This is a genomic window from Rhodanobacter sp. UC4448_H15 (assembly GCF_052978265.1).
Genome location: NZ_CM129665.1, coordinates 548965 through 572310 on the forward strand (window position 1 = coordinate 548965; position 23346 = coordinate 572310).

The following is a 23346-nucleotide window of genomic DNA, read 5'->3' on the forward strand; positions in this document are numbered from 1 at the left end:
GATGGTCGAGCGCATCCACCGCCGTTCGGATCGCATCGTTGCGGCAGTGCAACAGGTGGTCCGGGCCGCCAGGCTGCCACGAATATGGCTTGCACAAAGCCTCCAGGCGCACACTTGAAGCAACCTCGCAGGTTGCCATGACAGCTTTGCTGCGACGCCACAGCCGCGTCGCGAAATTGGACGACGATCACAGTTGACAACGTTGTCATCTTGACCACAGACTCGCCCTCCATCAGGCCGGCGTGCGGCCGCGCCGAGTGACCGGCGCACGCGTCGGGATCGCAGCGGAGTTTCGGGAGATCGTCCGTGGGGGAAGTCGCCAACCAGCGCCATGCCGTGTCGCCGTCGACCACCGTGCCGGTTGCTGCGGCGTCGTCGGAGCGGGTATCTGCGGCGTCGGACGGCGAGGCGGCGCAGCCGTTCCTCGCTGCCGATGTCGGCGGCACGCATGCGCGGGTCGGCCTGGTCAGCGGCTGCGGCGATGCGCACGGCCCGGTCAGCGTGCTGCACTTCCGCCGCTACGCCTGCGCCGAGTGGCCCGACCTCGCCGCGATGCTGCGCGACTTCGTCGCACAACTGGCGCACACGCCGCACGCGGCCGCGGCCGCCGGCATCCGCGAATGCGCGGTGGCCTGCGCCGGTTACGTGCTGGACGACGCGATCGTCAACGGCAACCTGGCCTGGCCGGTGTCGATCCGCGCGATCCGCGACGCGCTGGGCATCCGGCAGTTGGCCGTCATCAACGACTTCGAGGCGGTGGCCTATGCCACCCAGTTCCTCGACGCGGCCGATACCCGCTGCATCATCGAGGCGCCCGCACCGCCGCCGGGGCCGGTGCTGGTGATGGGTCCGGGCACCGGGCTGGGTTCGGCGGTGCTGTTGCCGGGCTCGCCGCGCGCCCGCGTGCTGGCCACCGAGGCGGGACAGATCTCGCTGGCGCCGGGCACCGAGCGCGAGATCGAGATCCTGCGCCTGCTGCGTCGCGAGCGCAGCCACGTCTCGTTCGAGGATGCGCTGTCCGGGCCGGGCCTGCTCAAGCTCTACCGCGCGCTGGCCGAACTGCACGGCCGCGCGCCGCGCTGGAGCACGCCGGCCGAAGTCACCGCCGCGGCGCTGGAAGGCCGCGACCCGGTCGCCCGCGAAGTGCTGGAGATTTTCTGCGGCCTGCTCGGCAGCTTCGTCGGCGATCTCGGCCTGCTCTACGGCGCCCGCGCGATCTACCTGGCCGGCGGCATCCTGCCGCGCATCCACGACTTCCTGCTGGCGAGCACGTTTGCCGAGCGCTATTTGAACAAGGGCGTCATGCGCGCCTGGCTGCAACAGGTTCCGGTTCGACTGATTGAGCACGGCCAGCTTGGTGTCATCGGCGCCGCAGGCTGGTTTCTGGATGAAGGGCGCAACCCCAGGCAAGGAGCTTGAGATGAGCCCGATCCCGCAGCACGGCGCCACGCCCACCGTCGTTGTCCGCTGTCCACCGCCACCACGCGTCACCCACAGTCCGCGACCGCATCCACGCCGGTCCTGATTCGATCCAGCCTCTTGAGGGGAGGAACACCATGAACCATCGCAAGACATTGCTCGCCGCCAGCATCATCACCGGTCTGTGCGTCTCCGGTGCGTTGTTTGCGCAGGACAGCACGGCCGCGGCCGACGCCAACCAGCCGAAGAAGACCAACGTCAAGGAACTGGCCACGGTAACCGTCACCGGCATCCGCGACAGCGAGGCCGAATCGCTGGCGTTGAAGAAGGCCGCCGATGCGCACGTGGAGGTGGTCACCGCCGAGGACATCGGCAAGCTGCCGGCCAAGAACGTGGCCGACACGCTGCAGCGACTGCCCGGCGTCAGCGTCGGCACCTCCAGCGCGGGCGAAGGCGGCTTCGACGAGAACGACCGCGTCAGCCTGCGCGGCACCGCGCCCAGCATGACCCAGACCCTGGTCGACGGCCACAACATCGGCACCGGCGACTGGTTCGTGCTCAACCAGACCGCCACCGTGGGCCGCAGCGTCAGCTACAGCCTGCTGCCGGCGGAGATCGTCAGCGAGGTGGTGGTGAACAAGACCTCCGAGGCGCGCCTGGTCGAGGGCGGCGCGGCCGGCACCGTCAACATCATCACCCGCAAGCCGCTGCAGTTCGACAAGCCGGTGACCGTGCACGCGTCCGTCGGCGGCGTCTACTCCGACCTGCCCGGCACCACCAAGCCGCAGTTCAGCGGCCTGTTCAACTGGAAGAACGACGCCGGCACCTTCGGCGTGATGGCGCAGGCGTTCTACGAGGAGCGCAGCCTGCAGCGCAACGGCCAGGAAGTGCTCGGCCTGGAGCAGCTCAAGAGCACCGACGCCATCGTCGCCGCGCACCCGGATCTGAACGGCGTCTACTTCCCCAGCCTGATCGGCAACGTGCTGTTCACCCAGAAGCGCAAGCGCACCGGCGGGTCGGTGGACGTGCAGTTCAAGCCGACCGACAACGTGACGGTCAACCTGAACGGCTTCTACAGCAAGCTCAAGGCCAACAACTTCAACCGCAACTACATGATGTGGGCCACCCACTTCGTGCACGGCGCCACCAACCTCCAGCCCGGCTACGTCGTGGCCAACAACACGTTGACGAATGCCGTCTTCTCGCCCAGCAACGACGCGACGAACTACGGCATCTACGACCAGATCTCGCGCGAGGCCTCCGCCTCGACCCGCTTCTTCACCGCCGACGTCGACTGGCGCGCGAGCGACCGCCTGAGCTTCTCGGCCCAGCTCGGCACCACCAAGGGCGAAGGCTCCAGCCCGAAGCAGGACGTGCTGGAACTGAACACCGCGCCGGGCACCGGCGCCGCATGGGATTTCCGCGGCACCGGCAAGCCGGTCAACTGGTCGCTGGGGCCGGACAACAGCTCGCCGGCGGCCTCGGGCGTCAGCGCCAACTGGATCTTCGGCGAAGGCGGCATCAACGTCGAGGACAAGGAGAACTGGGGCAAGATCGACGGCGAGCTGGACTTCGACGACAGCACGCTGGCCTCGCTGCAGTTCGGCGTGCGCTACGCCGACCACACGCGCGAGAACCCCTATGCGTTCGCGCAGGGACCGAACGGTGGCGACTGGAGCAACCCGGCCAACTTCCCCGCCAGCTTCGGCCATTACCCGGGTGATTTCGGCAGCTCGCTGGGCGGCTCGTTCCCGACCAATATCTGGTACTACTCGCAGGCCGACCTGGCCGCCTACGACTCGAAGTACGCCAACCGCGGGCCGGAGCGGCTGTACCCGAACGACATCTACAAGGTGAACGAGAAGGACGGCGCGATCTACCTGCAGGCCAACTTCATCGGCGACCGCTGGAGCGGCAACGTGGGCGTGCGCTACGTGCACACCAAGCAGGCGGTGAACTACACCAGCACCTCGCCGCAGGAGACCGAAGTGCAGGGTCCGATCCTCGGCTCGGCGTTCTTCCCGGCCGGCTACTACTGGAACACCAACAACGCCAGCTACAGCAAGGCGCTGCCCAGCGCCAACCTGAAGTTCAACCTGACCGACGACGTGCTGGCGCGCGTGGCGGTGTCGCAGACGCTGACCCGGCCGGACTACTCGGCACTGGCCGGCACGGTGTCGCTGGATGACACCGGCCACACCGGCAGCGGCGGCAACCCGAACCTGAAGCCGCTGATCTCGACCAACTTCGACGCCGACCTGGAGTGGTATTTCGCGCCGCGCGGCCTGTTGTCGGCCGGCGTGTACCAGATGTCGCTGCAGAACTACGTCACCTTCGCTTCCGAGTCGCGCCTGTACAAGGACATGCCGGCCAGCACGGCGGCAGGGCACGATGTCTACTCGGCCTACCAGGTGAACATCCCCAGCAACGTCGACGGCAAGGTGCGCGGCGTGGAGTTGAACTACCAGCAGCCGATCGGCGACAACTTCGGCGCGGCGCTCAACTACACCTACGCCACCGGCAACGCCGACAACGGGCAGGACCTGCAGGGCACCTCGAAGAACACCGCCAACGCATCGGCCTTCTTCGAGAACGACAAGTTCAACGCGCGGGTGAGCTACACCTACCGCTCGTCGTACTTCGCCGGCCCGGACCGCGGCGGCTTCTTCTACATGCAGGGCACCGGCTACCTGTCCGCGTCGCTGGGCTACAGCATCAACGACTGGATGTCGGTGTCGCTGGACGGCCTCAACCTCAACAGCCCGAAGCTGCGCTACTACGTCAAGGGCGACGGTTACGGCATCCAGCCGCGTTCGACCTACATCAACGGTCGCCAGTACTACCTGAACCTCCGCTTCAAGTTCTGACGCAACGCCGCGGCATGGCGCGCCACGGACGGCGCGCCGACACCCTCCCCGTGCGGGCCCCGGCATTGGTTGGCGGGCCCGCTTTTTTTTGGCGTCGCATGGTGGCCCTGCATGGCACCATGCGAGCGCGCACCGGAGAATGCGGATGACCCGTCGATGCCTGCCGACCCTGTACTGCCTGCTCGCGTTGCTCATGCTGCTGCTGCCACTGCCGCCGGCAAGCGCGACGGCCGCAGCGCCCTCGCTGATTCCGCTGCCTGCGCAACTCGTGCCGGGCGACGGCAGCTTCCGCGTCGACGCCGCCACCACCATCGTGGTGGCCGACCATGACCCGGCCACCACGCAGGCCGCGCACTACCTGATCGACCTGCTCTCGCGCACGCGCGGCCTGACGCTGCAGCCTGGCGGCGGCGCGAAACGCGCCATCGTGCTGCGGCGCGACCCACAGGCGCCGGTGGCGCAGGCCGGCGGCTATGCGCTCGATGTCGACACCCACGGCATCCGCGTCAGCGCGCGCGACGACGCCGGCCTGTTCCACGGCGTGGTCACGCTGTATCAGCTGCTCACGCCCGATGCCGCGCGCGGCGCGGTGGACGTGCCGGCGCTGTCCATCCGCGACTGGCCGCGCTTCGCCTGGCGCGGCGTGATGCTCGATTCGGTGCGGCATTTCCAGAGCGTGGCCGAAGTAAAAACCCTGCTCGACCAGATGGCCCAGCACAAGCTCGACGTGCTGCACTGGCATCTCACCGACGACCAGGGCTGGCGCATCCAGATCAAGCGCTATCCCGAGCTGACCAGGATCGGCGCGTGGCGCACGCCGCCGGACGCCGGCAGGGATGGCGAGCCGCAGCGCTACGGCGGTTTCTACACCCAGGACGAGATCCGCGACGTGGTGGCCTATGCCGCCGCGCGCCACATCACCATCGTGCCGGAGCTGGACATGCCCGGCCACGCGCAGGCCGCGGTGGCCTCGTATCCGCAGCTCGGCGTCACCGGCAAGCGTCCCGCGGTGTCCGTCGACTGGGGCGTGAACCCGTATCTGTACAACGTCGACGATGCCACCTTCGCCTTCATCGACCACGTGCTCGACGAGGTGATGGCGCTGTTCCCGTCGACCTACATCCACGTCGGCGGCGACGAGGCGATCAAGGACCAATGGCAGGCGTCGCCCGCGGTGCAGGCGAAGATGCGCGCGCTCGGCATCCGCGACGAGAACACCCTGCAGGGCTGGTTCATCGGCCGCATCGGCCGGTACCTGCAGCAGCACGGCCGCAAGCTGATCGGCTGGGACGAGATCCTCGAAGGCGACAAGCTGCCGGCCGACGCCACCGTGATGTCCTGGCGCGGCATCGACGGCGCGATCAAGGCCGCGCTGCTGGGCCACGACGTGGTGATGTCGCCCGCGCCGGACCTCTATTTCGACCACGTGCAGAGCGCGCTGGCCGACGAGTACGCCGGCCGCCTCGGCGTGGAATCGCTGCAGGACGTGTACGGTTTCCAGGCCATTCCCGGCGTGCTCGACGCGCACCAGGCGAAACACGTGCTGGGCGTCCAGGCCAATTTCTGGACCGAGCACATGCCCGGTTTCGCCCACGTCGAGCACGCGGCGTTCCCGCGGCTGGATGCGCTGGCCGAAGTCGCCTGGTCGCCGGACGCCCGCCGCGACTGGAGCGACTTCCTGTCGCGCCTGCCCGGCCAGCTCGCGCGTTACCGCGCCCAGCAGATTTCCTACGCCGACGGCGCCTTCGCGGTGGAGATCGCCACCGATCGCAACGTGGCGCTGGCCACCGGCCGTGCCACCGTCACGCTGGCCAGCCCGACCGGGTTCGGCGCGATCCGCTACACGCTCGACGGCAGCGCGCCCACCCCGGTCTCGCCGCGCTACGAGGCGCCGTTCAACGTGACCCTGCCGGTGACCGTGCGTGCCGCCAGCTTCGCCGCCGACGGCAGCGCGCTGGCTGCGCCGCGTGAACGGGTGCTCAGCCGCGCGGGGTTGCTGAGCCTTGCGGGCAACACCTTGCCCAACTGCCCCGGCAGCGACTTCCGCCTGCGCGTGCAGCCGTCGCCCGATGCGCCCAGCACCCAGCCGGTCTACGCGGTGAACGTGTTCGACAGCTGCCAGCTGTTCCCCGCCACGCGCATGGATGGCGTCGCGGCGATCCACGTCGACGCCGTGCGCCTGCCGCGCAACTTCGCGCTGGCGCACGAGCAGAAGCTGGTGGTGTCGCGCCCGCACGCCACGCCGTTCGGCGAACTGGTGGTGCATGTCGATCACTGCGACGGACCGGTGCTGGCGTCGATGCCGTTGCCCGATCCCGCGCACGGCCCGCGGCGCTTCAGGCTCGACGCGAAGCTGCCTGCGCAAAGCGGCGAACACGGCCTGTGCCTGATCTACACCGCGCCGATCGACGGGGCGCTGTACGCGCTGGAGAAGGTGTCGCTGCAGGCCACGCCATGAGCGCGTCGCATGCACGGTGCGGCGGCGTGGCATGAGCGCGCGGTCCACACGCCTCGCCTCCCTCGACGCGCTGCGCGGCTGCACGGTGGCCGCGATGCTGCTGGTCAACGACCCGGGCGACTGGGGCCACGTGTACTGGCCGCTGGAGCATGCGCAGTGGAACGGCTGCACGCCGACCGACCTGATCTTTCCGTTCTTCCTGTTCGTGGTCGGCGTGTCGGTGGCGCTGGCGATCCTGCCGCGGCTGGAGCGGGGTGCGTCCGCCGCCGAGCTGACCCGCGCGGCGATGTGGCGGGCCGCGCGCATCGTGCTGCTCGGCCTGGCCATCAACCTGCTGGCGACGTGGCTGCTGCCGGATCGCGGCATGCGCATCCCCGGCGTGCTGCAACGGATCGGCGTGTGCTTTGCCGCGGTGGCGCTGTTCGCCATCCACACGCGGCCACGCACGCAATGGTGCGCGATCGCCCTGCTGCTGCTCGGCTACTGGGGGCTGCTCGAACTCGGCGGCACGCTGGCGCCGTGGGCCAATCTCGCCAGCCGCACCGACAGCGCGGTGTTCGGCCACTATGTCTGGTCGATCGATCCGCTCAGCGGTCGCGGGCACGATCCGGAAGGCCTGCTCAGCACCTTGCCGGCGCTGGCCACCACCTTGCTCGGCCTGCGCGCGGGCTGCTGGTTGCGGCGCGGGCGGCTCAAGGCGCTGGGGCTGGGCGGTCTGCTGTCGCTGGCTCTCGGTGCGGGGTGGTCGCTGGTGCTGCCGTTCAACAAGAACCTGTGGACGCCCTCGTTCGTGCTGTGGACGGCCGGCTGGGCCGTGCTGGCGCTGCTGGCCTTCCACTGGCTGGTCGAGCGCCGTGGCTGGCCACCGCTGGGGCGGCGCTTCGGCGTCAACGCCATCGCCGCCTATGCCGGCTCGGAGGTCATGCAGATCGTGCTGCCCGCCCTGGGCCAGGCGACGTGGTACCGCGCCGTGTTCGCCGACTGGATGACGCCGCGCTTCGGACCCTGCGTGCCGTCGCTGGCCTTCGCCGTGGTGTTCGTGGCGTTCTGGTGGCTGGTGGTGTGGGCCATGGACCGGCGCCGCATCTACCTCAAGCTGTAGGGCGGGCACTGCCCGCCGGGCTTTTCGCCGAAAGCGGCGGGCGGTGCCCGCCCTACCGGTTCACCGGCGTTGGCGCATGGCGCGGATCAGCAGGCCCATCAGCAGCAGGCCCAGCACCACGCCGAGGCCGGCGCCCCACAACGCACCGACGTCGCCACCGACCAGGTAGCCCACGCCCGCGCCCAGCGGAAACAGCAGCAGCACCGGCAGGCAGCCCATCAGGATGCCTGCCGTACCGTGGCATCCGGTGCCGACGGGTGGCGCAGCAATACCGCACGCGCGCGTTGCCATTCGGCGGCGGACAGCTCGATCAGCGCCACCGGCTTGCCGCCGACCAGCGCGGCGATCGGCATGCCGTCGCGGTACAGCACGCGCGAGCCGGCCAGTGCCGGCACCTTGTCGCCGACCAGCACGGTGCCGACCAGGTTCAGCGGATCGCTGCCGCTGACGCAGACCAGCTCGTCGTCGTCCGCGCGCTGGCGCACTGCGCGCAGCGGCGCGATGGCCTCGGGCAAGGCAAACTGCTCGCCGACCAGGCCTTCGACGAAACGGCCGCCGCGGATTTCACCGCGCGCCTCCAGCCGGTGGTACACGCGCAGCAGCTCGCGCCACGACGGCAGCCACGGCGCCTCGCGCTCCAGCAGCTTCCAGAACACCACGCCGTAGCGGCGCAGCAGGGTATGCGCAATATGTTCAATCGCCTCGGGCCCGGCCTTGGCGTCCGTGGCCGGGCCGCGCGCCAGTGCCCAGCGCCCCGCATCCTCGATCCCGCCAAATGCGTGCCGGCGCATGCGCCGGTGCCGTGTGCCGTCGCGTTTCGCCGCCGGCAGCAGCAGGGCGCGCAGACCGGCGAAGCTGTCCGCGCTGATCCGGCCGGCGGCCACCAGCTCGCCCAGCGCGTCTTCCAGCTCCGGCCGCAACAGGCGGGTGTCAACCAGCAACTCGTCGAAGAACAGCGCACCATGCTCGCGCAACGCCTCGGCCACGGCCTGGGCGCGCGACGACAGCAGGATGTCCTGCGGCTCGCCCGCGGCGACGGCCGTCCAGACGGCCATCTCCCGGCGGGGCAGCAGCACGATCGGCGTACTGCGCACCGGCCCGCCACCACCGCCGCCGCCGCTGCGCAGCCGGCTCCAGGCGATGCGGCCGGAACGGCACAGCTCGTCCAGCCAGCTGATCGAGTAATCGCCCACGCGCGCTGGCAGGATCTCCGCTTCCCACGCGCCGGCCGCGGCCTCGTAACCTTCCAGCTGTGCCAGCGTGGCGACCAGCGCATCGGGGCCGTTCAAGCGGGTGGCCGCCGACACGTGCTGCCAGTCGAACAGGAAGCGCATCAGCGCGCGCCGGCTGACCGGCTCGATCTCGCGGCGCAGCCGGCCGATGGTGTAACGGTGGATGCGTGCCAGCAGATGGCGCTCGCACCATTCGGTGTCACCGGCGTCGGCGGTGAAGCGGCCCTGCATTACGTAGCCTTCGGACTGCAGCCGCAGCAGCGCCTGCTCGACTTCGCCGGTCTCGACGTGGAGGGATTGCGCCAATCCGTTCACGGTGACCGGGCCGAGTCCGCCGAGGCGGTGGCGCACGAGTTCCAGCAGCGCGTCCTCGCGCGTCCAGGGCTGCGCGGCGTATTCGGCGGGTGCGGCGATCGGCGGTTGCATCGATGCCGCAGGATGCAGCGCCTGCCACAGCGGAAGTTGTTCGGCAGACGTCCACACATCGCCGAGCCGGGTGGCGCGCTTCGCCTTCGCCAGCGCCTGCAGTCGCTCGTTCCAGTCGGGGTTGGCGGCGACTTCATCGGCGGTGACGAAACCCAGCAAGGTCAGCGCCTCGTGCATCTCGTCGGCGTCGCGCACCTGCGGCCAGGCTTCCTCGCGTACGGCGGCGATCGCCTCGGGATCGAGCCGGCCCAGATCGTCTGCGCTGTCGGCGTCGTTCCAGCGGCGCGTCTGCACGGCCTGGGTGCGGCGCTCCTCCAGCGGCGCGTCGTCGAGGAAGGCGTACGGTGCCGCGTTCAACACCTCGGCGGCGAGCGGGCTGGGTGCGGTGAGGTCGCGTGCGACGATGGCGATCTCGCCGGCCTCCAGCTGGCGCAGGATCGCCAGCAGGCCGTCCACGTCCATCGCCTCGCGCAGGCAGTCGTGCAGGGTCTGGTTGACCAGCGGGTGATCCGGCACCTCGCGCTCGCCCACGATGTTTTCCAGGCAGGCGACCTGATCGGGGAACACCGCGGCGAGCAGGTCCTCGCTCTTCATCCGCTGCAGCGGCGGCGGGGTTTTCTTGCCACCGGTGAAGCGCGGCAGCGCCAGCGCGGTCACCGCATTCCAGCGCCAGCGCGCGGGGAACAGCGGCGCGTCGAGCAGGGCCTGCACCAGCACGTGCTCGGCGGTGGCCGAGTGCAGGTAGTGCGCCACCTCCTCCAGCGGAAAACTGTGGCTGGTGGAAAGTGACAGTACGATCGCGTCCTCGGTCGCCGCCGCCTGCAGCTCGAAGTTGAACTGGCGGCAGAAGCGCTTGCGCAGCGCCAGCCCCCAGGCGCGGTTGATGCGGCTGCCCCACGGCGTGTGGATCACCAACTGGGTGCCGCCGGACTCGTCGAAGAAACGTTCCAGCACCAGCGTGTGCTGGCTGGGCAGCACGCCGAGCGCGGCTTTCGCGCGGGAAAGATAGTCGGCCAGCTGCTGCGCGGCGGCCTCGTCGAGGCCGAGTTGATTACGCAGCCACGCGACGGCGGCGGAAAGACCGCCGACATCGAGTTGTGCGGAAATCTCCTCGCGCAGACGCGACACGCCGAACGACAGCTCGTCGCTGCGCCCCGGTGCCTCGCCCAGCCAGAACGGAATGCTCGGCGGCGCGCCGTGCGCGTCCTCCACACGCAGCCGGTCGCGCTCGACGCGCTGGATGCGGTAGCTGGCGTTGCCGAGCTGGAAGATGTCGCCGGCCATGCTCTCGACCGCGAAATCCTCGTTCACCGTGCCGACGATGATCGCCTGCGGTTCCAGCACCACCTTGTAGTCGGCGGTGTCGGGAATGGTGCCGCCGGAGGTCAGCGCGGTGAGCCGCGCGCTGCGCCGCGGGCGCAGCTGGCGGTTCACCGCGTCGCGATGGATGTACGCCGCGCGCGGGCCCTGGCGGGTGGTGAAGCCTTCGGCCAGCATGCGCACAACTGCGTCGAAATCGGCTCGGGCGAGATCGCGGTACGGGTACGCGCGGCGCACCAGCGCGTACAGCGCGTCCTCGTCCCACTCGGCGCAGGCGACCTCGGCGACGATCTGCTGCGCCAGCACGTCCAGCGGCTGCGGCGGCATCACCAGCGCGTCGAGTTCGCCGCGGCGCACGCAGTCGAGCAGGGCGGTGCATTCGATCAGGTCGTCGCGCGTCGCCGGGAACAGCCGCGCCTTCGGCGTGCCGTCGATGCTGTGGCCGGAACGGCCGGCGCGCTGCAGGAACGCGGCGATCGAGCGCGGCGAGCCGAGCTGGCAGACCAGGTCGACTTCGCCGATGTCGATGCCCAGCTCCAGCGACGCGGTGGCCACCAGCACCTTCAGCTCGCCGCGCTTGAGCCGCTGCTCCGCATCCAGCCGCAGCTCCTTGGCCAGGCTGCCGTGATGCGCGGCGACGTGCTCCTTGCCGAGCCGTTCGGACAGGTGCCGCGCGGCGCGCTCGGCCATGCGCCGCGTGTTGACGAAGACCAGGGTGGTGCGGTGCGCGTGCACCAGCTGCGCGAGGCGGTCGTAGACCAGCTCCCAGCTGTCGTTCGACATCACCGCTTCCAGCGGGACGGGCGGGACTTCGATGGCGAGGTCGCGCGGGCGGGTGTGGCCCGTGTTGATGATGGTGCAGGGATCTTCCTTCTCCCCCTCGGGGAGAAGGGAGTGCTGAGCGCCGACCAGAAAGTCGGCGACTTTTTCTATGGGCTTCTGCGTCGCCGACAAGCCGATCCGCAGCAGGCGCCGCTGGCACAGCGACGCCAGCCGCTCCAGCGACAAGGCCAGATGCGAGCCGCGCTTGCTGCCGGCGATGGCGTGGATCTCGTCGACGATCACCGTGCGCACGCCCGCCAGCATGGAACGGCCCGAGGCCGAGCCGAGCAACACGTACAGCGACTCCGGCGTGGTCACCAGGATGTGCGGCGGCTGCTTGCGCAGCAGGTTGCGTTCGACCTGCGGGGTGTCGCCGGTGCGCACGGCGGTGCGGATCGCCACGTCGGGCAGGCCGAGCTTCTCGAGCTCCGCGCGGATGCCTTCCAGCGGCGCTTCCAGATTGACATGGATGTCGTTCGACAATGCTTTCAGCGGCGACACGTAGAGCACCGTGGTGGCGTCGGCCAGCACGCCGCCGTGCGCCACGCCCTCGCGCACCAGTTCGTCGATGGCGGCGAGGAAGGCGGTGAGCGTCTTGCCGGAGCCGGTCGGCGCGGCGACCAGGGTGTGCTGGCCGGCGCGGATCGACGGCCACGCCGCCGCCTGCGCCGCGGTGGGTGCGGCGAAGCTGCGGCGGAACCAGGCGGCGACCGCCGGGTGGAAGGCTTCGAGGATTCGGGAGTCCATGCGCGGCGGCACCGGTCGGGGCGGTGGCGGGGAGTGGGACACCCGATCATATATGGGGGCCGCGGCTGCCGTCGCAACCGGCGCGCAGCGGTGCGCGGTCGGCGCGGGCATGTCAGTATTCGCGCTCCATCGGCGCATCGCGTGGAGGCGCTGCAGGACGGTGATCGAACGGGAGGAAGCGGTGCAGGCGCCATCGGATTCGCGGAGCGAGGAAACCGGAGTCACCAGCTGGCAGACCATGGCCGATGGCCAGCGCCTGCTGTTGCGCGACTGGCCGCGACAGGGGGCGCGCGGGGCCGTGCTGTTCGTGCATGGCCTGGGCGAACACAGCGGCCGTTACGATCGCGTCGCCGCGTGGTTCAACCAGCGCGGCTATGCCGTGCGCGGCTACGACCAGCGTGGCCACGGGCAGTCGCCCGGGCGGCGCGGCGCGCTGCGCCATCGCGACGACCTGCTGGCAGACCTGGCGGCGGTCTATCAGGAGTACGCGCGCGCCACGCCGCACCAGCCGCTGCTGCTCGGCCACAGCATGGGTGGTCTGGTGGCCGCACGCGCCGTGCTCGACGGCGCGCTGGCGCCGCCGGCGCTGGTGCTGTCCTCGCCGGCCCTGCGCACTCACGAATCGCCGCAGATGATCCGGCTGGCCGCGATACTCGGCCGCTGGCTGCCGAACCTGCCGCTGCGCAACGGGCTGGATGCCGGCAAGCTGTCGCACGATCCGCAGGTAGCCGCCGACTACCGCGCCGATCCGCTGCGCCACGGCTGGATCACCCCGCGGCTGGCCGATTTCATCTTCCGCGAAGGCGCCGCCTGCATCGCCGATGCCGCCGAGCTGGCCGTGCCCACCCTGCTGCTGGTGGCCGAGAGCGACGCACTGGTCGACCCCGCCGGCAGCCGTGCCTTCGCCAGGGCGGCGGCATCGAGCGGCCAACTGACCACGCGCTTCTTCGCCTCGCTGTACCACGAGCTGTTCAACGAAACCGAACCGGGCCGCGGCCAGGTGCTGATGCAACTGGGCGACTGGCTGGGTCGGCAGTTGCCTCGTTGAGAAAACGCGCGTGCCCGATCCGTGCCATCGGCCCGCCATGAATGGCGGCGATACTTCGATCCAATCTCAGGGAGAGACCACCATGTACGCACGATCGTTTGCGCGCTTTGCGCGGGTATGGCCAGTCCTGTTGTCGGGCCTGTTGCTGGTCGCCTGCGGGCGCGGCCATGACGGCCATCCGCCGACGCTGCAGGGTGCGCCGGGCACGGCCGCCTCGGCGGCGCCGGCGCCGGCCGCAACCAGCTTCGCCCTGCTTTCGGCCAGCTCCCGCAGCAGCGACTCGCGCACCGCGCTGACCCTGCGCTTCAACGCCGCGCTGGCCTCGGCGCAGGCGTTCGACACGCTGATCGCGGTGACCGGCCCGAACGGCGAAGTGGTCAGCGGCAGCTGGAGCCTCGACAACGACGGCAAGACGCTGAACTTCCCGTTCGTGCAGGCGAACACGCGCTACGCGGTGCAGCTGAAGGCCGGCCTGCTCGCCGCCGACGGCCGCACCCTCGGCCACGCGGTGAAGCACGACGTGTACTCCGGCAACCTGCCGGCGGCGGTCGGCTTCGCCTCGCACGGCAGCGTGCTGCCGGCGCGCGGCACCCGCGGCCTGCCGCTGGTGTCGATGAACGTGCACGACGCCGACGTGGAGTTCTTCCGCGTGCGCGAGGACGCGTTGTCGGACCTGTTCTGCGCGTACCCGCGCAACGGCCACCGCGACAGCTACGAACTCGACCACGACGTCGCCTACTACAACAGCTGCGGCGAAGGCGACGAGCGGCGCAGCCGCATGCCGATCACCGAGATCGCCGATTCGGTCTACGCCAACCACTACACCCTGGGCGGCGAGCCGAACGAGCGCACCGTCACCTACCTGCCGGTGCAGAACATCAGGGAGCTGGCCCAGCCCGGCGTGTACATGGCGGTGGTCAAGGCCGGCGGCACGTTCAAGGACGGCTACGACACCGCCACCTTCTTCGTCAGCGACCTCGGCCTGCACCTGCGCGTGTATCGCGACAACGTGCTGCTGCACGTGGCCTCGCTGCGCGACGGTACGCCGGTGAATGCGGTGGACATCGAGATCCGCGACGCGGCCGGGCGCAGCAAGCTCAAGGCCTCGACCGGCGCCGACGGCAACGCGCTGCTCGCGTACAAGATCAAGGCCGCCGACGTGCTGGTCGCGCGCCACGGCAAGGACGTCTCGGTGCTGCCGTTCAACCGGCCGGCATTGGACGTGTCCAACTTCGACATCAGCGGGCGCAAACAGGCACCGTTCGAGGTGTACGCCTGGTCCGGCCGCGACCTGTACCGTCCCGGCGAGACGCTGCGCGCCTCGGCGCTGCTGCGCGACGACGACGGCAAGCCGATGAAGGCGCAGTCGCTGTTCGTGCGGGTGAAGCAGCCGGACGGCCGCACCCTGGTGGAAAAGCGGCTGGAGCCGCAGCAGCTCAACTACTTCGAGCTGAGCCAGGCGATCCCGGCCGACGCGCCGACCGGGTTGTGGCAACTGGAGTTCCGCCTCGATCCTTCAGCCAAGGAGACCGTGCAGGCGTTCCCGTTCCACGTCGAGGAGTTCCTGCCCGAGCGGCTCAAGGTGGATCTGTCCAGCCCGCAGCAGCGGCTGGCGCCGGGCGAACCGCTGAAGCTGAAGGTCGCCTCCAGCTACCTGTACGGTGCGCCGGCCGACGGCAACCGTTTCACCGCGAAACTGCTGGTGGCGCCGGAAGTGCATCCGCTGGAGAAGATGAAGGACACCTTCTTCGGCAACCCGCTGGTCGAGCTGCCGAAGAGCGCCGACGACGTGGTCGATGCGAAGCTCGACGCGCAAGGCGTGCTGGAGCAGGACGTGGCACTGCCCGACGACGTGAAACCGGTCGCGCCGCTGGCGGTGACCCTGTCCGGCAGCGTGTACGAGAGCGGCGGCCGCGCGGTGACGCGGCTGCTCAAGCGCACCTACTGGCCGGCCGACGCGCTGGTCGGCGTGCGCCCGCTGTTCGATCCGAAGCAGGGCGCGGAGAGCGAAAGCCCGGTCGGTTTCGAGATCGTGCGCGCGAACGCGGACGGCGCGCTGGTCGCAGGCAGCCACCTGAAAGTGCGCCTGCAGCGCGAGCTGCGCGATTTCTACTGGCTGTACGAGCGCGATGGCGGCTGGCAGTCGAATGCGAACCAGCGCCTGCAGCTGATCGAGGAAAAGGACGTCGACGTCGCCGCCGGCAAGTCGGCCCAGGTGGAATTCCCGGTGCAGTGGGGCAGCTACCGCGTCGAGGTGTACGACCCGGCCACTAAACTCACCACGGTGTTCCCGTTCTTCGCCGGCTACAGCTGGGACGACGAGAACCTGGGCAAGGAGGCGCGCCCGGACAAGGTCAAGCTGCAGCTGGACAAGGCGCGCTACCGCGCCGGCGACAGCATGAAGGTCACGGTGACGCCGCCGCATGACGGGCCCGGCGTGCTGCTGGTGGAATCGGACCACCTTCTCTACACGAAGAACATCGACGCGAAAGCCGGTGCCACCTTCGAGATCCCGGTGACCAAGGAGTGGGAACGCCACGACGTCTACGTGACTGCCCTGGTGTTCCGCGGCGGCGAAGCGGCCGAGCACACCACGCCGGCGCGCGCGATGGGCGTCGAGTACGTGGCGATGGACCGCAACGACCGGCGCATCCCGCTGAAGCTCGACGCGCCCGCGCTGATGCGTCCGGGCAATCCGCTCGAGGTCGGCGTGCAGGCCACCGGTCTGGCCGGGCAGCAGGCCTTCGTCACGCTGTCCGCGGTCGACCAGGGCGTGCTCAACATCACCGACTACCCGGTGCCCGACGCGTGGGCGTGGCTGTTCGCCAAGCGTGCCCTGAGCGTGGATGCGTACGACCTGTACAGCCGCATCATCGAGGCGATGGACGGCGCCGAGGCGAAGCTGCGCTACGGCGGCGACATGAGCGGCGCGGCGTTGCCGAAGGCCACCCGGCTCAACCCGAAGGTACAGATCGTCGACCTGTTCGCCGGCCCGGTGGCGTTCGACGCGCAGGGCAGGGCCACGCTGCACGTCGACGTACCCGACTTCAACGGCAGCCTGCGCCTGGCTGCGCTGGCGTACACCGACAGCCGCTACGGCAACGCCGACGGCGCGGTCACCGTGCGTGCGCCGCTGGTGGTCGAGCCGAGCACGCCGCGGGTGATGGCGGCCGGCGACCAGGCGATGATCAGCCTCGATCTGAAGAACCTGTCTGGCAAGGACGGCACCGCGAAAGTGAGCGTCAAGGGCGGCGGCCCGATCACGGTGGACAAGGCTGCGCAAAGCGTGTCGCTGAAGGACGGCGCCGGCACCACCCTGCACATGCCGGTCACCGCCGGCGCGGGCGCCGCGGTGGCGACGGTGGACATCCACGCCGAGCTCAACGATTACAGCGTGGACCGCCACTTCGAATTTGCGGTGCGCCCGGCCTGGCCGGAAACGGTAAGCACCACGCCCATGGCGCTGGAGGCGGGCAAGCCCGAGCACCTCGGCGCCGCCGCGATCGCCGGCCTGCTGCCGGCCACGGTGAACGCGCGGATCACCCTGAGCACCTTGCCGCCGTTGCCGTACGCGGCCGCGCTGCGCGACATGCTGCGCTATCCGTACGGCTGCATCGAGCAGACCACCAGCAAGGGCTACGCCGCTTTGATTCTGGACGGCCAGACGGCCAAGGCATTGGGCGCGCAAGTGATGAGCGACGCCGTGCGCAAGGCCGCGGTGGACGGCGCGCTGTCGCGGATCGCCTCGTTCCAGGCCAGCAATGGCCACTTCAGCTTCTGGGGCGGCAGCAGTCCGATCGTCACCTTCACCACGCCGTACGTGGTCGACTTCATGCTGGACGCGCGCGACGCCGGCTTCGCGGTACCGCAGGACGTGCTGCAGAAAGCGCTGCAGCGGCTCAACGACGACCTGCTCGCCGGCGGCCACCCGTACTACGAGTACGAGCAGCACGATCACCTGCGCATCGCCGACGAGGCGTACTCCGGCTTCGTGCTGGCGCGCGTCAACCGCGCGCCGCTGGGCACGCTGCGCGCGATCTTCGACAACGAACGGCAGAAGCTGGTCGCGCCGCTGCCGCTGGTGCACCTGGGCATCGCGCTGAAGCTGATGGGCGACACCGAGCGCGCACAGAAAGCCGTGGACGAGGCGTTCGCGTGGAGCAAGGAGCGCCCGTGGTACGTCGGCGACTACGGCTCGGAGCTGCGCGACCTCGCGCTGATGGTCGCGCTCACCCACACCTACGGCATGAGCAAGCCCGCCTACGACGCCAAGCTGGTCGACTGGGCGCGCAACGCCACCGCGAACGTGCGGGTGCGCCAGCAGCAGGACAAGGATTACCGCTGGTCGTGGTCGTACCTGAGCACGCAGGAGCAGGCGGCGATCGCCCGCGTGGCGGCGGCATTCGATGCGAAAAGCAATGCGCCGCTGGCCGCCACGCTCACGGTGAACGGCAAGACCGAATCTGCCCCGGACCAGCGCCTGTGGAGCCGCGCGCTCAGCGTGGCCGAGCTCAACGCCGGGGTCAGCGTGCAGCCGACCAGCGACGCGGCGATCTTCGCCACGCTCGACGTCGCCGGCATCCCGCGGCAGGCACCGCCGGCCGACGACAGCCAGATCGACGTGCGGCGCAGCTACTTCACCACCGACGGCAAGCCGTGGAGCGGCAGCCAGTTGAAGGAAGGCGACACGCTGATCGTCGAACTGAGCATCGAGGCGCGCATGAACGTCCCCGACGCCCTGGTCACCGATCTGCTGCCGGGCGGGCTGGAGGTGGAGAACCTCAACCTGGGCGGCGCGCAGTCGTGGTCCGGCGTGGTGATCGACGGCATCGAACTGGACCAGCACGCCGCCGCCGCGCAGATCGTGCACGAGGAGTACCGCGACGACCGTTACGCCGCCGCCCTCAACCTCAGTCGTGGCGACAAGGCCCGCGTGTTCTACCTGGTGCGCGCGGTGACGCCGGGCACGTACACCGTGCCGCCGCCGCTGGTGGAGGACATGTATCGTCCCGCCGTGCGCGGCATCGGCAAGGTCGAACCGGCGAAGATCAGCGTGGTCGAACCGTAGGAGCTCGCCCCGGGGGGTGATGCTCCCGGGTGGCTCTTGGAACAGATAAGGCTGATTGGAGTCGCGGCATGCCCTTCGACTTCGGCCTGCGGCCTACGCTCAGGGCGAACGGTGTGGAAGACCGTTCACCCTGAGCGTAGCTCGCGTCAGCGAGCGAAGTCGAAGGGCCCCACCATGACCAACGCCAACCCGTTCCGCCGAAGATCCCGCCTCACGCACGGGCTACGTGTCTTCGCGATTGTCTTCATCGGCGCCCTGCTCGTCGCCTTCGCCCTCGACCGTCTGTTCCCGTTGCGCCTGCCCGCCCCCGACACCGGCAGCACCGTGGTGCTTGCGCGCGACGGCACGCCGCTGCGCGCGTTTGCCGACAGCGACGGCGTGTGGCGTTACCCGACCACGGCGAAGCAGGTCTCGCCGCTTTATCTCAAGGCATTGCTCACCTACGAGGACCGCTGGTTCTACCGCCACCCCGGCGTGAATCCCTACGCGCTGCTGCGCGGTCTCGCCGGCGGCCTGCGCCATGGCCGCATCGTCTCGGGCGGTTCGACGCTGACCATGCAGGTGGCGCGGATCATCGAACCGATCCCGCACAGCTTCCGCGGCAAGCTGGTGCAGATCTTCCGCGCGCTGCAGCTGGAAGTGCACCTGAGCAAGCCGCAGATCCTCGACCTGTACCTCAACCACGCGCCGTTCGGCGGTCCGATCGAAGGTGTCGAGGCGGCCTCGTGGGCCTACCTGGGCAAGCCGGCCAGCCGGCTGTCGCACGCCGAGGCGGCGCTGCTCGCGGTACTGCCGCAATCGCCGAGCCGGCTGCGGCCGGACCGCCACCCCGAGGCGGCGCGCGCCGCGCGCGACAAGGTGCTGCGCCGCATGCGCGACCTCGGCGTGTGGAGCGCGGCGGAGGTGCGCGACGCGGCGATCGAACCGGTGGTGGCGCGTTCGCTGCGCGCGCCGTTGTCCGCGGCCTTGCTGGCCGAACGCCTGCACCGGCAGCAACCGCAGGCGCGACGCATCGCCAGCACCATCGACGCGAACCTGCAGCGCGCGGCCGAGGACCGGGTCAGTGCGTATCTCGCGCGCCTGCCGGCACACACGTCGGCGGCGCTGCTGGTGGTCGACAACGCGACGCTGGAGGCGCGCATCTACGTCGGCACCAGCGACTTCGCCGATCCGCAGCGGCATGGCTACATCGACATGGTGAACGCGCCGCGTTCGCCCGGCTCGACGCTGAAGCCGTTCCTGTACGGCCTGGCGCTGGACGACGGCCTGATCCACTCGCAGAGCCTGCTGGTCGACGCGCCGCAGGATTTCGGCGGCTACAAGCCGGGCAATTTCGATGAAGCGTTCAGCGGCCCGGTCAGCGCGGCCGAAGCGCTGCAGCGCTCGCTCAACGTGCCGGCGGTGGACGTGCTGGACCGGGTCGGGCCGAACCGCTTCGTGGCGCGGCTGGCCAACGGCGGAGTCGACCTCGGCCTGCCCGCGGGGGCGCAGCCGAACCTGTCGATCATCCTCGGCGGCGCGTCCACCCGACTGGAAAACCTGGTCGGCGCGTACACCGCGTTCGCCAACGGCGGCCTCGCCGGCACGCCGCGCTACACCATGGAACAACCGGCGCGCCCGCGCCGGCTGCTGTCGCCCGGCGCGGCGTGGATCATCCGCGACATCCTCGCCAGCAACCCGGCCGCCGTCGAGGGCGGCCCGCTCGCCGGCGCGATCAACCGGCACGCCACGGTGGCGTGGAAGACCGGCACCAGCTACGGCTACCGCGACGCCTGGTCGATCGGCGTCACCGACCGCTGGACCGTCGGCGTGTGGATCGGCCGCCCCGACGGCACGCCGTCGCCTGGTCAGTACGGCGCGGTGACCGCGCTGCCGCTGCTGTTCCAGATCGTCGACATGCTGCCCTCGCGCGGCGGCCACGCCCGCGCGCAACCGACCAGCGTCAGCCGGCGCGACATCTGCTGGCCGCTGGGCGGCGCGGCGGAGAACACCCCGCCCGACCTGTGCCGCCAGCGCCGCAGCGCCTGGGTGCTCGACGACGCCTTGCCGCCCACCTTCGCCGAACGCGATCTCGGCGCGTGGTCCGCCGGCCTGCTCCGCTTGCGCGTCAATGCGAAAGGCCAGCGCCTCAGCGGCGCCTGCCACGCCGCGCACGAACGCACGATCCAGCTCGCGCGCTGGCCCGCGCTGGCCACGCCGTGGCTCCGCGTCGACGACCGCGCCGCCGCGGCGCTGCCGCCGCTCGCCCCCGGCTGCGCACCCGATTCGCTGGACCGCGCCATGCCGATCCGCATCACCGGCCTGGCCAGCGGCGTCACCCTGCGCCGCGCGCCGAACAGCGACCAGCCGCTGCGCGTGACCCTGCGCGCCCTCGGTGCCGAGGGCGAAGTGCAATGGCTGCTCGACGGCCGCCTGCAAGGCAGCAGCGTGGGCGCCGCCGTACAATCCCTCGTGCTGCACCGGCCCGGCCCGCACACCGTCACCGCGCTGACCCGGGACGGCGCCTTCAGCGCCGTGCGCTTCCGTGTGGCGGACTGAGATCGCATCCGCGTGAACCTCGCGCCGCCGGCGTGGTCAACGAGCCGCACGACCGGGCGAATTGCGCGCCAGAATGGAAACCGGGCGTCGTGTTGCCGCTTTCTCCCCGTACCGGAGTCTCCATGCGCATCCTGCTGGTGGAAGACGATCCCTCCATCGCCGAGGGCATCCGCGCCTCGCTGCGCCAGGGCGGCCACGCCGTCGACCACGTGGCGGACGGCAGCCAGGCGGACGCCGCGCTGCGCGATCACGGCTACGACCTGCTGGTGCTGGACCTGGGCCTGCCGGGGCTGGATGGCAGCGAGGTGCTGCAGCGCCTGCGCCGCCGCGGCAAGGGCCTGCCGGTGCTGGTGGTGACCGCGCGCGACGGCCTGGCCGAACGCATCCGCGTGCTCGACCTCGGCGCCGACGACTACCTGGTCAAGCCGTTCGCGCTGAGCGAGTTCGAGGCGCGCGTGCGCGCCTTGCTGCGCCGGGCCAGCAGCCAGGGCAAGCCGGAACTGCAACTGGGCCGGCTGCGGCTGGACCTGCCCGGCCACCGCGCCTGGGTCGATCGCCGGCCGCTGGAGTTGACCGCGCGCGAGTTCGGCCTGCTCGAAGCGCTGGCGCTGCGCGCCGATCGCGTCACCAGTCGCGCGCAACTGATCGAGGCGCTGTGCGACTGGGACCAGGAGCTGACCGACAACGGGCTGGACATCGCCATCCATCGCCTGCGCCGCAAGCTGGACGGCAGCGGCACCGGCGTGCGCACCATCCGCGGCCTGGGCTATCTGCTGGAGGAGCTGGCCGACGCCGGCGGCGCCGCATGAAACGCCCCGCGCCCGCGCGCCCCAGCCTGCGTCGGCGACTGCTGGTGTTCCTGCTGATCCCGATGGCGACGCTGCTGCTGCTTGATGCGCTGCTGAGCTACGGCGTGGCGCTGGGCTACGCCAACCGGGTGCACGACCGCGACCTCGCCGACGATGCGCGCACCCTCGCCAAGCTGCTGCAAAGCAACCCGCTGGGCGGCCGGCTCTCGCGGCAGGCGCGCTTCCTGCTCGAATACGATCCGGACGGGCGCAGCTACTTCAGCGTGCGCAGTTCCAGCCAGGGCCTGCTCGCCGGCGACGACCGGCTGGCCGCGCCACCGACGCCGCCCGCCGAAGGCGTGCCCGCGCTGTACGACACCCGCCTGGACGGCCACGCGCTGCGTGCGGCCACCGTGCGCGAAGACATGCCGGGCGATGCCGCCGGCCAGCTCACCGTGACCGTGGCCGAGACGCTGCACGATCGTCGCGAACAGGCCCGCGAGATCCTGTTGCTGGCGGTGGTGATGCAGACCCTGCTGATCGCCTGCGTGCTGTCGCTGGTCTGGTTCGGCGTGCGTCGCGGCCTGCGCGTGCTCGATCCGCTGACCGCGCGGCTGGCCGCCCGTTCCAGCGAGCTCACCCCGATCGACGGCCCGGACGTGCCGCAGGAGATCCAGCCGCTCACGCGCACCATCGACGCGCTGTTCGGCCGCCTGCGCGACATGCTGGCGCTGCACGACCGCTTCATCGCCGATGCCGCGCACCAGCTGCGCACGCCGCTGGCCGGCCTGAGCCTGCACGCCGACCGCGCGCTGGCCGATCCCAGCCCGGCGAACCAGGCCGACGCGCTCGCCCACATCCAGCGGTTGACCCGGCGCGCCGCGCGCACCGCCTCGCAACTGCTGGCGCTGACCCGCGCGCAGGCGGCGCCGCCGGAGGGTGGCGAGCAGCGCCTGATCGACCTGGCCCGGCGGGTGCCCGAGATGGTCGCCCAGCGCGTGCACGAGGCGATCCGCGCGGGCATCGACCTCGGCTACGAGGGCGGCACGGCGCCGTTGTGGGTGCTCGGCGAACCCGCCGGCGTGCAGGATCTGCTCGACAACCTGATCGACAACGCGGTGCGCTACGCCGGCCATGGCAGCGAGATCACCGTGCGACTGCGCGCGCGCGACGACGGCGGCGCCAGCCTGCTGGTCGAGGACAACGGCCCGGGCGTGCCGCCGGACCTGCTGCCGCGGCTGAGCGAACGCTTCTTTCGCGTCGGCGCCAGCGCCGAGCCCGGCAGCGGGCTGGGCCTGGCCATCGTGCAGCACATCGCCGGCCGCCATGGTGCCGAGCTGCTCTTCCGCAACATCGAGCCGCACGGCCTGCAGGTGGCCGTGCACTTTCCGCCGCCGCCCGCCGCGGTGGGCGCGCCGCCATGAACACCGCCGTGGCCGGCGCCGCGGGCGATAAGGCCGGCGAAAGATTCGCACACCACAATGGGGCTCCGACTTCTGCCCCGGCGCCCG

At 70.5% G+C, this 23346-nt stretch carries 11 protein-coding genes; 9 read left to right on the forward strand and 2 right to left on the reverse strand.

Going from position 1 to position 23346, the window contains the following annotated elements; genetic code table 11:
- The first annotated feature begins 306 nt into the window (after positions 1-306).
- The 4 genes from glk to ACVCMI_RS02380 all read left to right on the forward strand — a co-directional run bounded on the left by glk (position 307) and on the right by ACVCMI_RS02380 (position 7846).
- Complete coding sequence (gene glk / locus ACVCMI_RS02365; protein WP_447097583.1) at positions 307-1419, forward strand: glucokinase; 1113 nt, start codon at positions 307-309, stop codon at positions 1417-1419.
- Between the two features lie 137 nt (positions 1420-1556).
- A complete protein-coding gene (locus tag ACVCMI_RS02370) occupies positions 1557-4286 on the forward strand; it encodes a TonB-dependent receptor (protein WP_447097582.1) in 2730 nt (909 codons plus the stop codon).
- Between the two features lie 145 nt (positions 4287-4431).
- Positions 4432-6744 carry a beta-N-acetylhexosaminidase gene (locus ACVCMI_RS02375; RefSeq protein WP_447097581.1) on the forward strand — a complete coding sequence of 771 codons (2313 nt, stop codon included), beginning with the start codon at positions 4432-4434 and terminating at the stop codon, positions 6742-6744.
- 31 nt (positions 6745-6775) lie between these two features.
- Positions 6776-7846, forward strand: a complete 1071-nt coding sequence (locus tag ACVCMI_RS02380) for an acyltransferase family protein (protein ID WP_447097580.1) — start codon at positions 6776-6778, stop codon at positions 7844-7846.
- A 60-nt stretch (positions 7847-7906) separates the two neighbouring features.
- Here the strand turns inward: ACVCMI_RS02380 and ACVCMI_RS02385 are convergent, their stop codons facing one another.
- Together ACVCMI_RS02385 and ACVCMI_RS02390 are read right to left on the reverse strand one after the other, a co-directional pair.
- Positions 7907-8065 carry a hypothetical protein gene (locus ACVCMI_RS02385; protein ID WP_447097579.1) on the reverse strand — a complete coding sequence of 53 codons (159 nt, stop codon included), beginning with the start codon at positions 8063-8065 and terminating at the stop codon, positions 7907-7909.
- Entirely contained in the window at positions 8065-12393 is a 4329-nt protein-coding gene (locus ACVCMI_RS02390; protein WP_447097578.1) for a DEAD/DEAH box helicase, read from the reverse strand. Before ACVCMI_RS02390 ends, ACVCMI_RS02385 begins: the two co-directional genes overlap by 1 nt.
- Positions 12394-12631: 238 nt before the next feature.
- On the opposite strand from ACVCMI_RS02390, the gene ACVCMI_RS02395 reads away from it, so the two are divergent.
- From ACVCMI_RS02395 to ACVCMI_RS02415, 5 genes are all read left to right on the forward strand, one after another.
- Positions 12632-13441: an alpha/beta hydrolase gene (locus tag ACVCMI_RS02395; protein ID WP_395121310.1), complete on the forward strand. Its 810-nt coding sequence runs from the start codon at positions 12632-12634 to the stop codon at positions 13439-13441.
- A gap of 82 nt (positions 13442-13523) precedes the next feature.
- Positions 13524-18509 carry an alpha-2-macroglobulin family protein gene (locus ACVCMI_RS02400; protein ID WP_447097577.1) on the forward strand — a complete coding sequence of 1662 codons (4986 nt, stop codon included), beginning with the start codon at positions 13524-13526 and terminating at the stop codon, positions 18507-18509.
- 174 nt (positions 18510-18683) lie between these two features.
- On the forward strand, positions 18684-21047 hold the full coding sequence (gene pbpC / locus ACVCMI_RS02405; RefSeq protein ID WP_447097576.1) for a penicillin-binding protein 1C: 2364 nt from the start codon (positions 18684-18686) through the stop codon (positions 21045-21047).
- Between the two features lie 122 nt (positions 21048-21169).
- A complete protein-coding gene (locus ACVCMI_RS02410) occupies positions 21170-21856 on the forward strand; it encodes a response regulator (RefSeq protein WP_395120916.1) in 687 nt (228 codons plus the stop codon).
- The gene (locus ACVCMI_RS02415; protein ID WP_447097575.1) at positions 21853-23259 is read left to right on the forward strand and encodes a sensor histidine kinase N-terminal domain-containing protein; all 1407 of its coding nucleotides are present in this window, start codon (positions 21853-21855) and stop codon (positions 23257-23259) included. The genes ACVCMI_RS02410 and ACVCMI_RS02415 overlap by 4 nt, the downstream gene beginning before the upstream one ends.
- Positions 23260-23346: the final 87 nt, after the last annotated feature.

Excerpts from the sequence above, each read along its gene's own strand:
- ACVCMI_RS02370 (WP_447097582.1), top strand. The coding sequence starts at position 1,557 with ATGAACCATCGCAAGACATTGCTCGCCGCCAGCATCATCACCGGTCTG.
- ACVCMI_RS02375 (WP_447097581.1), top strand. The coding sequence starts at position 4,432 with ATGACCCGTCGATGCCTGCCGACCCTGTACTGCCTGCTCGCGTTGCTC.
- ACVCMI_RS02380 (WP_447097580.1), top strand. The coding sequence starts at position 6,776 with ATGAGCGCGCGGTCCACACGCCTCGCCTCCCTCGACGCGCTGCGCGGC.
- ACVCMI_RS02385 (WP_447097579.1), bottom strand. The coding sequence starts at position 8,065 with ATGGGCTGCCTGCCGGTGCTGCTGCTGTTTCCGCTGGGCGCGGGCGTG.
- ACVCMI_RS02390 (WP_447097578.1), bottom strand. The coding sequence starts at position 12,393 with ATGGACTCCCGAATCCTCGAAGCCTTCCACCCGGCGGTCGCCGCCTGG.
- ACVCMI_RS02395 (WP_395121310.1), top strand. The coding sequence starts at position 12,632 with ATGGCCGATGGCCAGCGCCTGCTGTTGCGCGACTGGCCGCGACAGGGG.
- ACVCMI_RS02400 (WP_447097577.1), top strand. The coding sequence starts at position 13,524 with ATGTACGCACGATCGTTTGCGCGCTTTGCGCGGGTATGGCCAGTCCTG.
- pbpC (WP_447097576.1), top strand. The coding sequence starts at position 18,684 with ATGACCAACGCCAACCCGTTCCGCCGAAGATCCCGCCTCACGCACGGG.
- ACVCMI_RS02410 (WP_395120916.1), top strand. The coding sequence starts at position 21,170 with ATGCGCATCCTGCTGGTGGAAGACGATCCCTCCATCGCCGAGGGCATC.
- ACVCMI_RS02415 (WP_447097575.1), top strand. The coding sequence starts at position 21,853 with ATGAAACGCCCCGCGCCCGCGCGCCCCAGCCTGCGTCGGCGACTGCTG.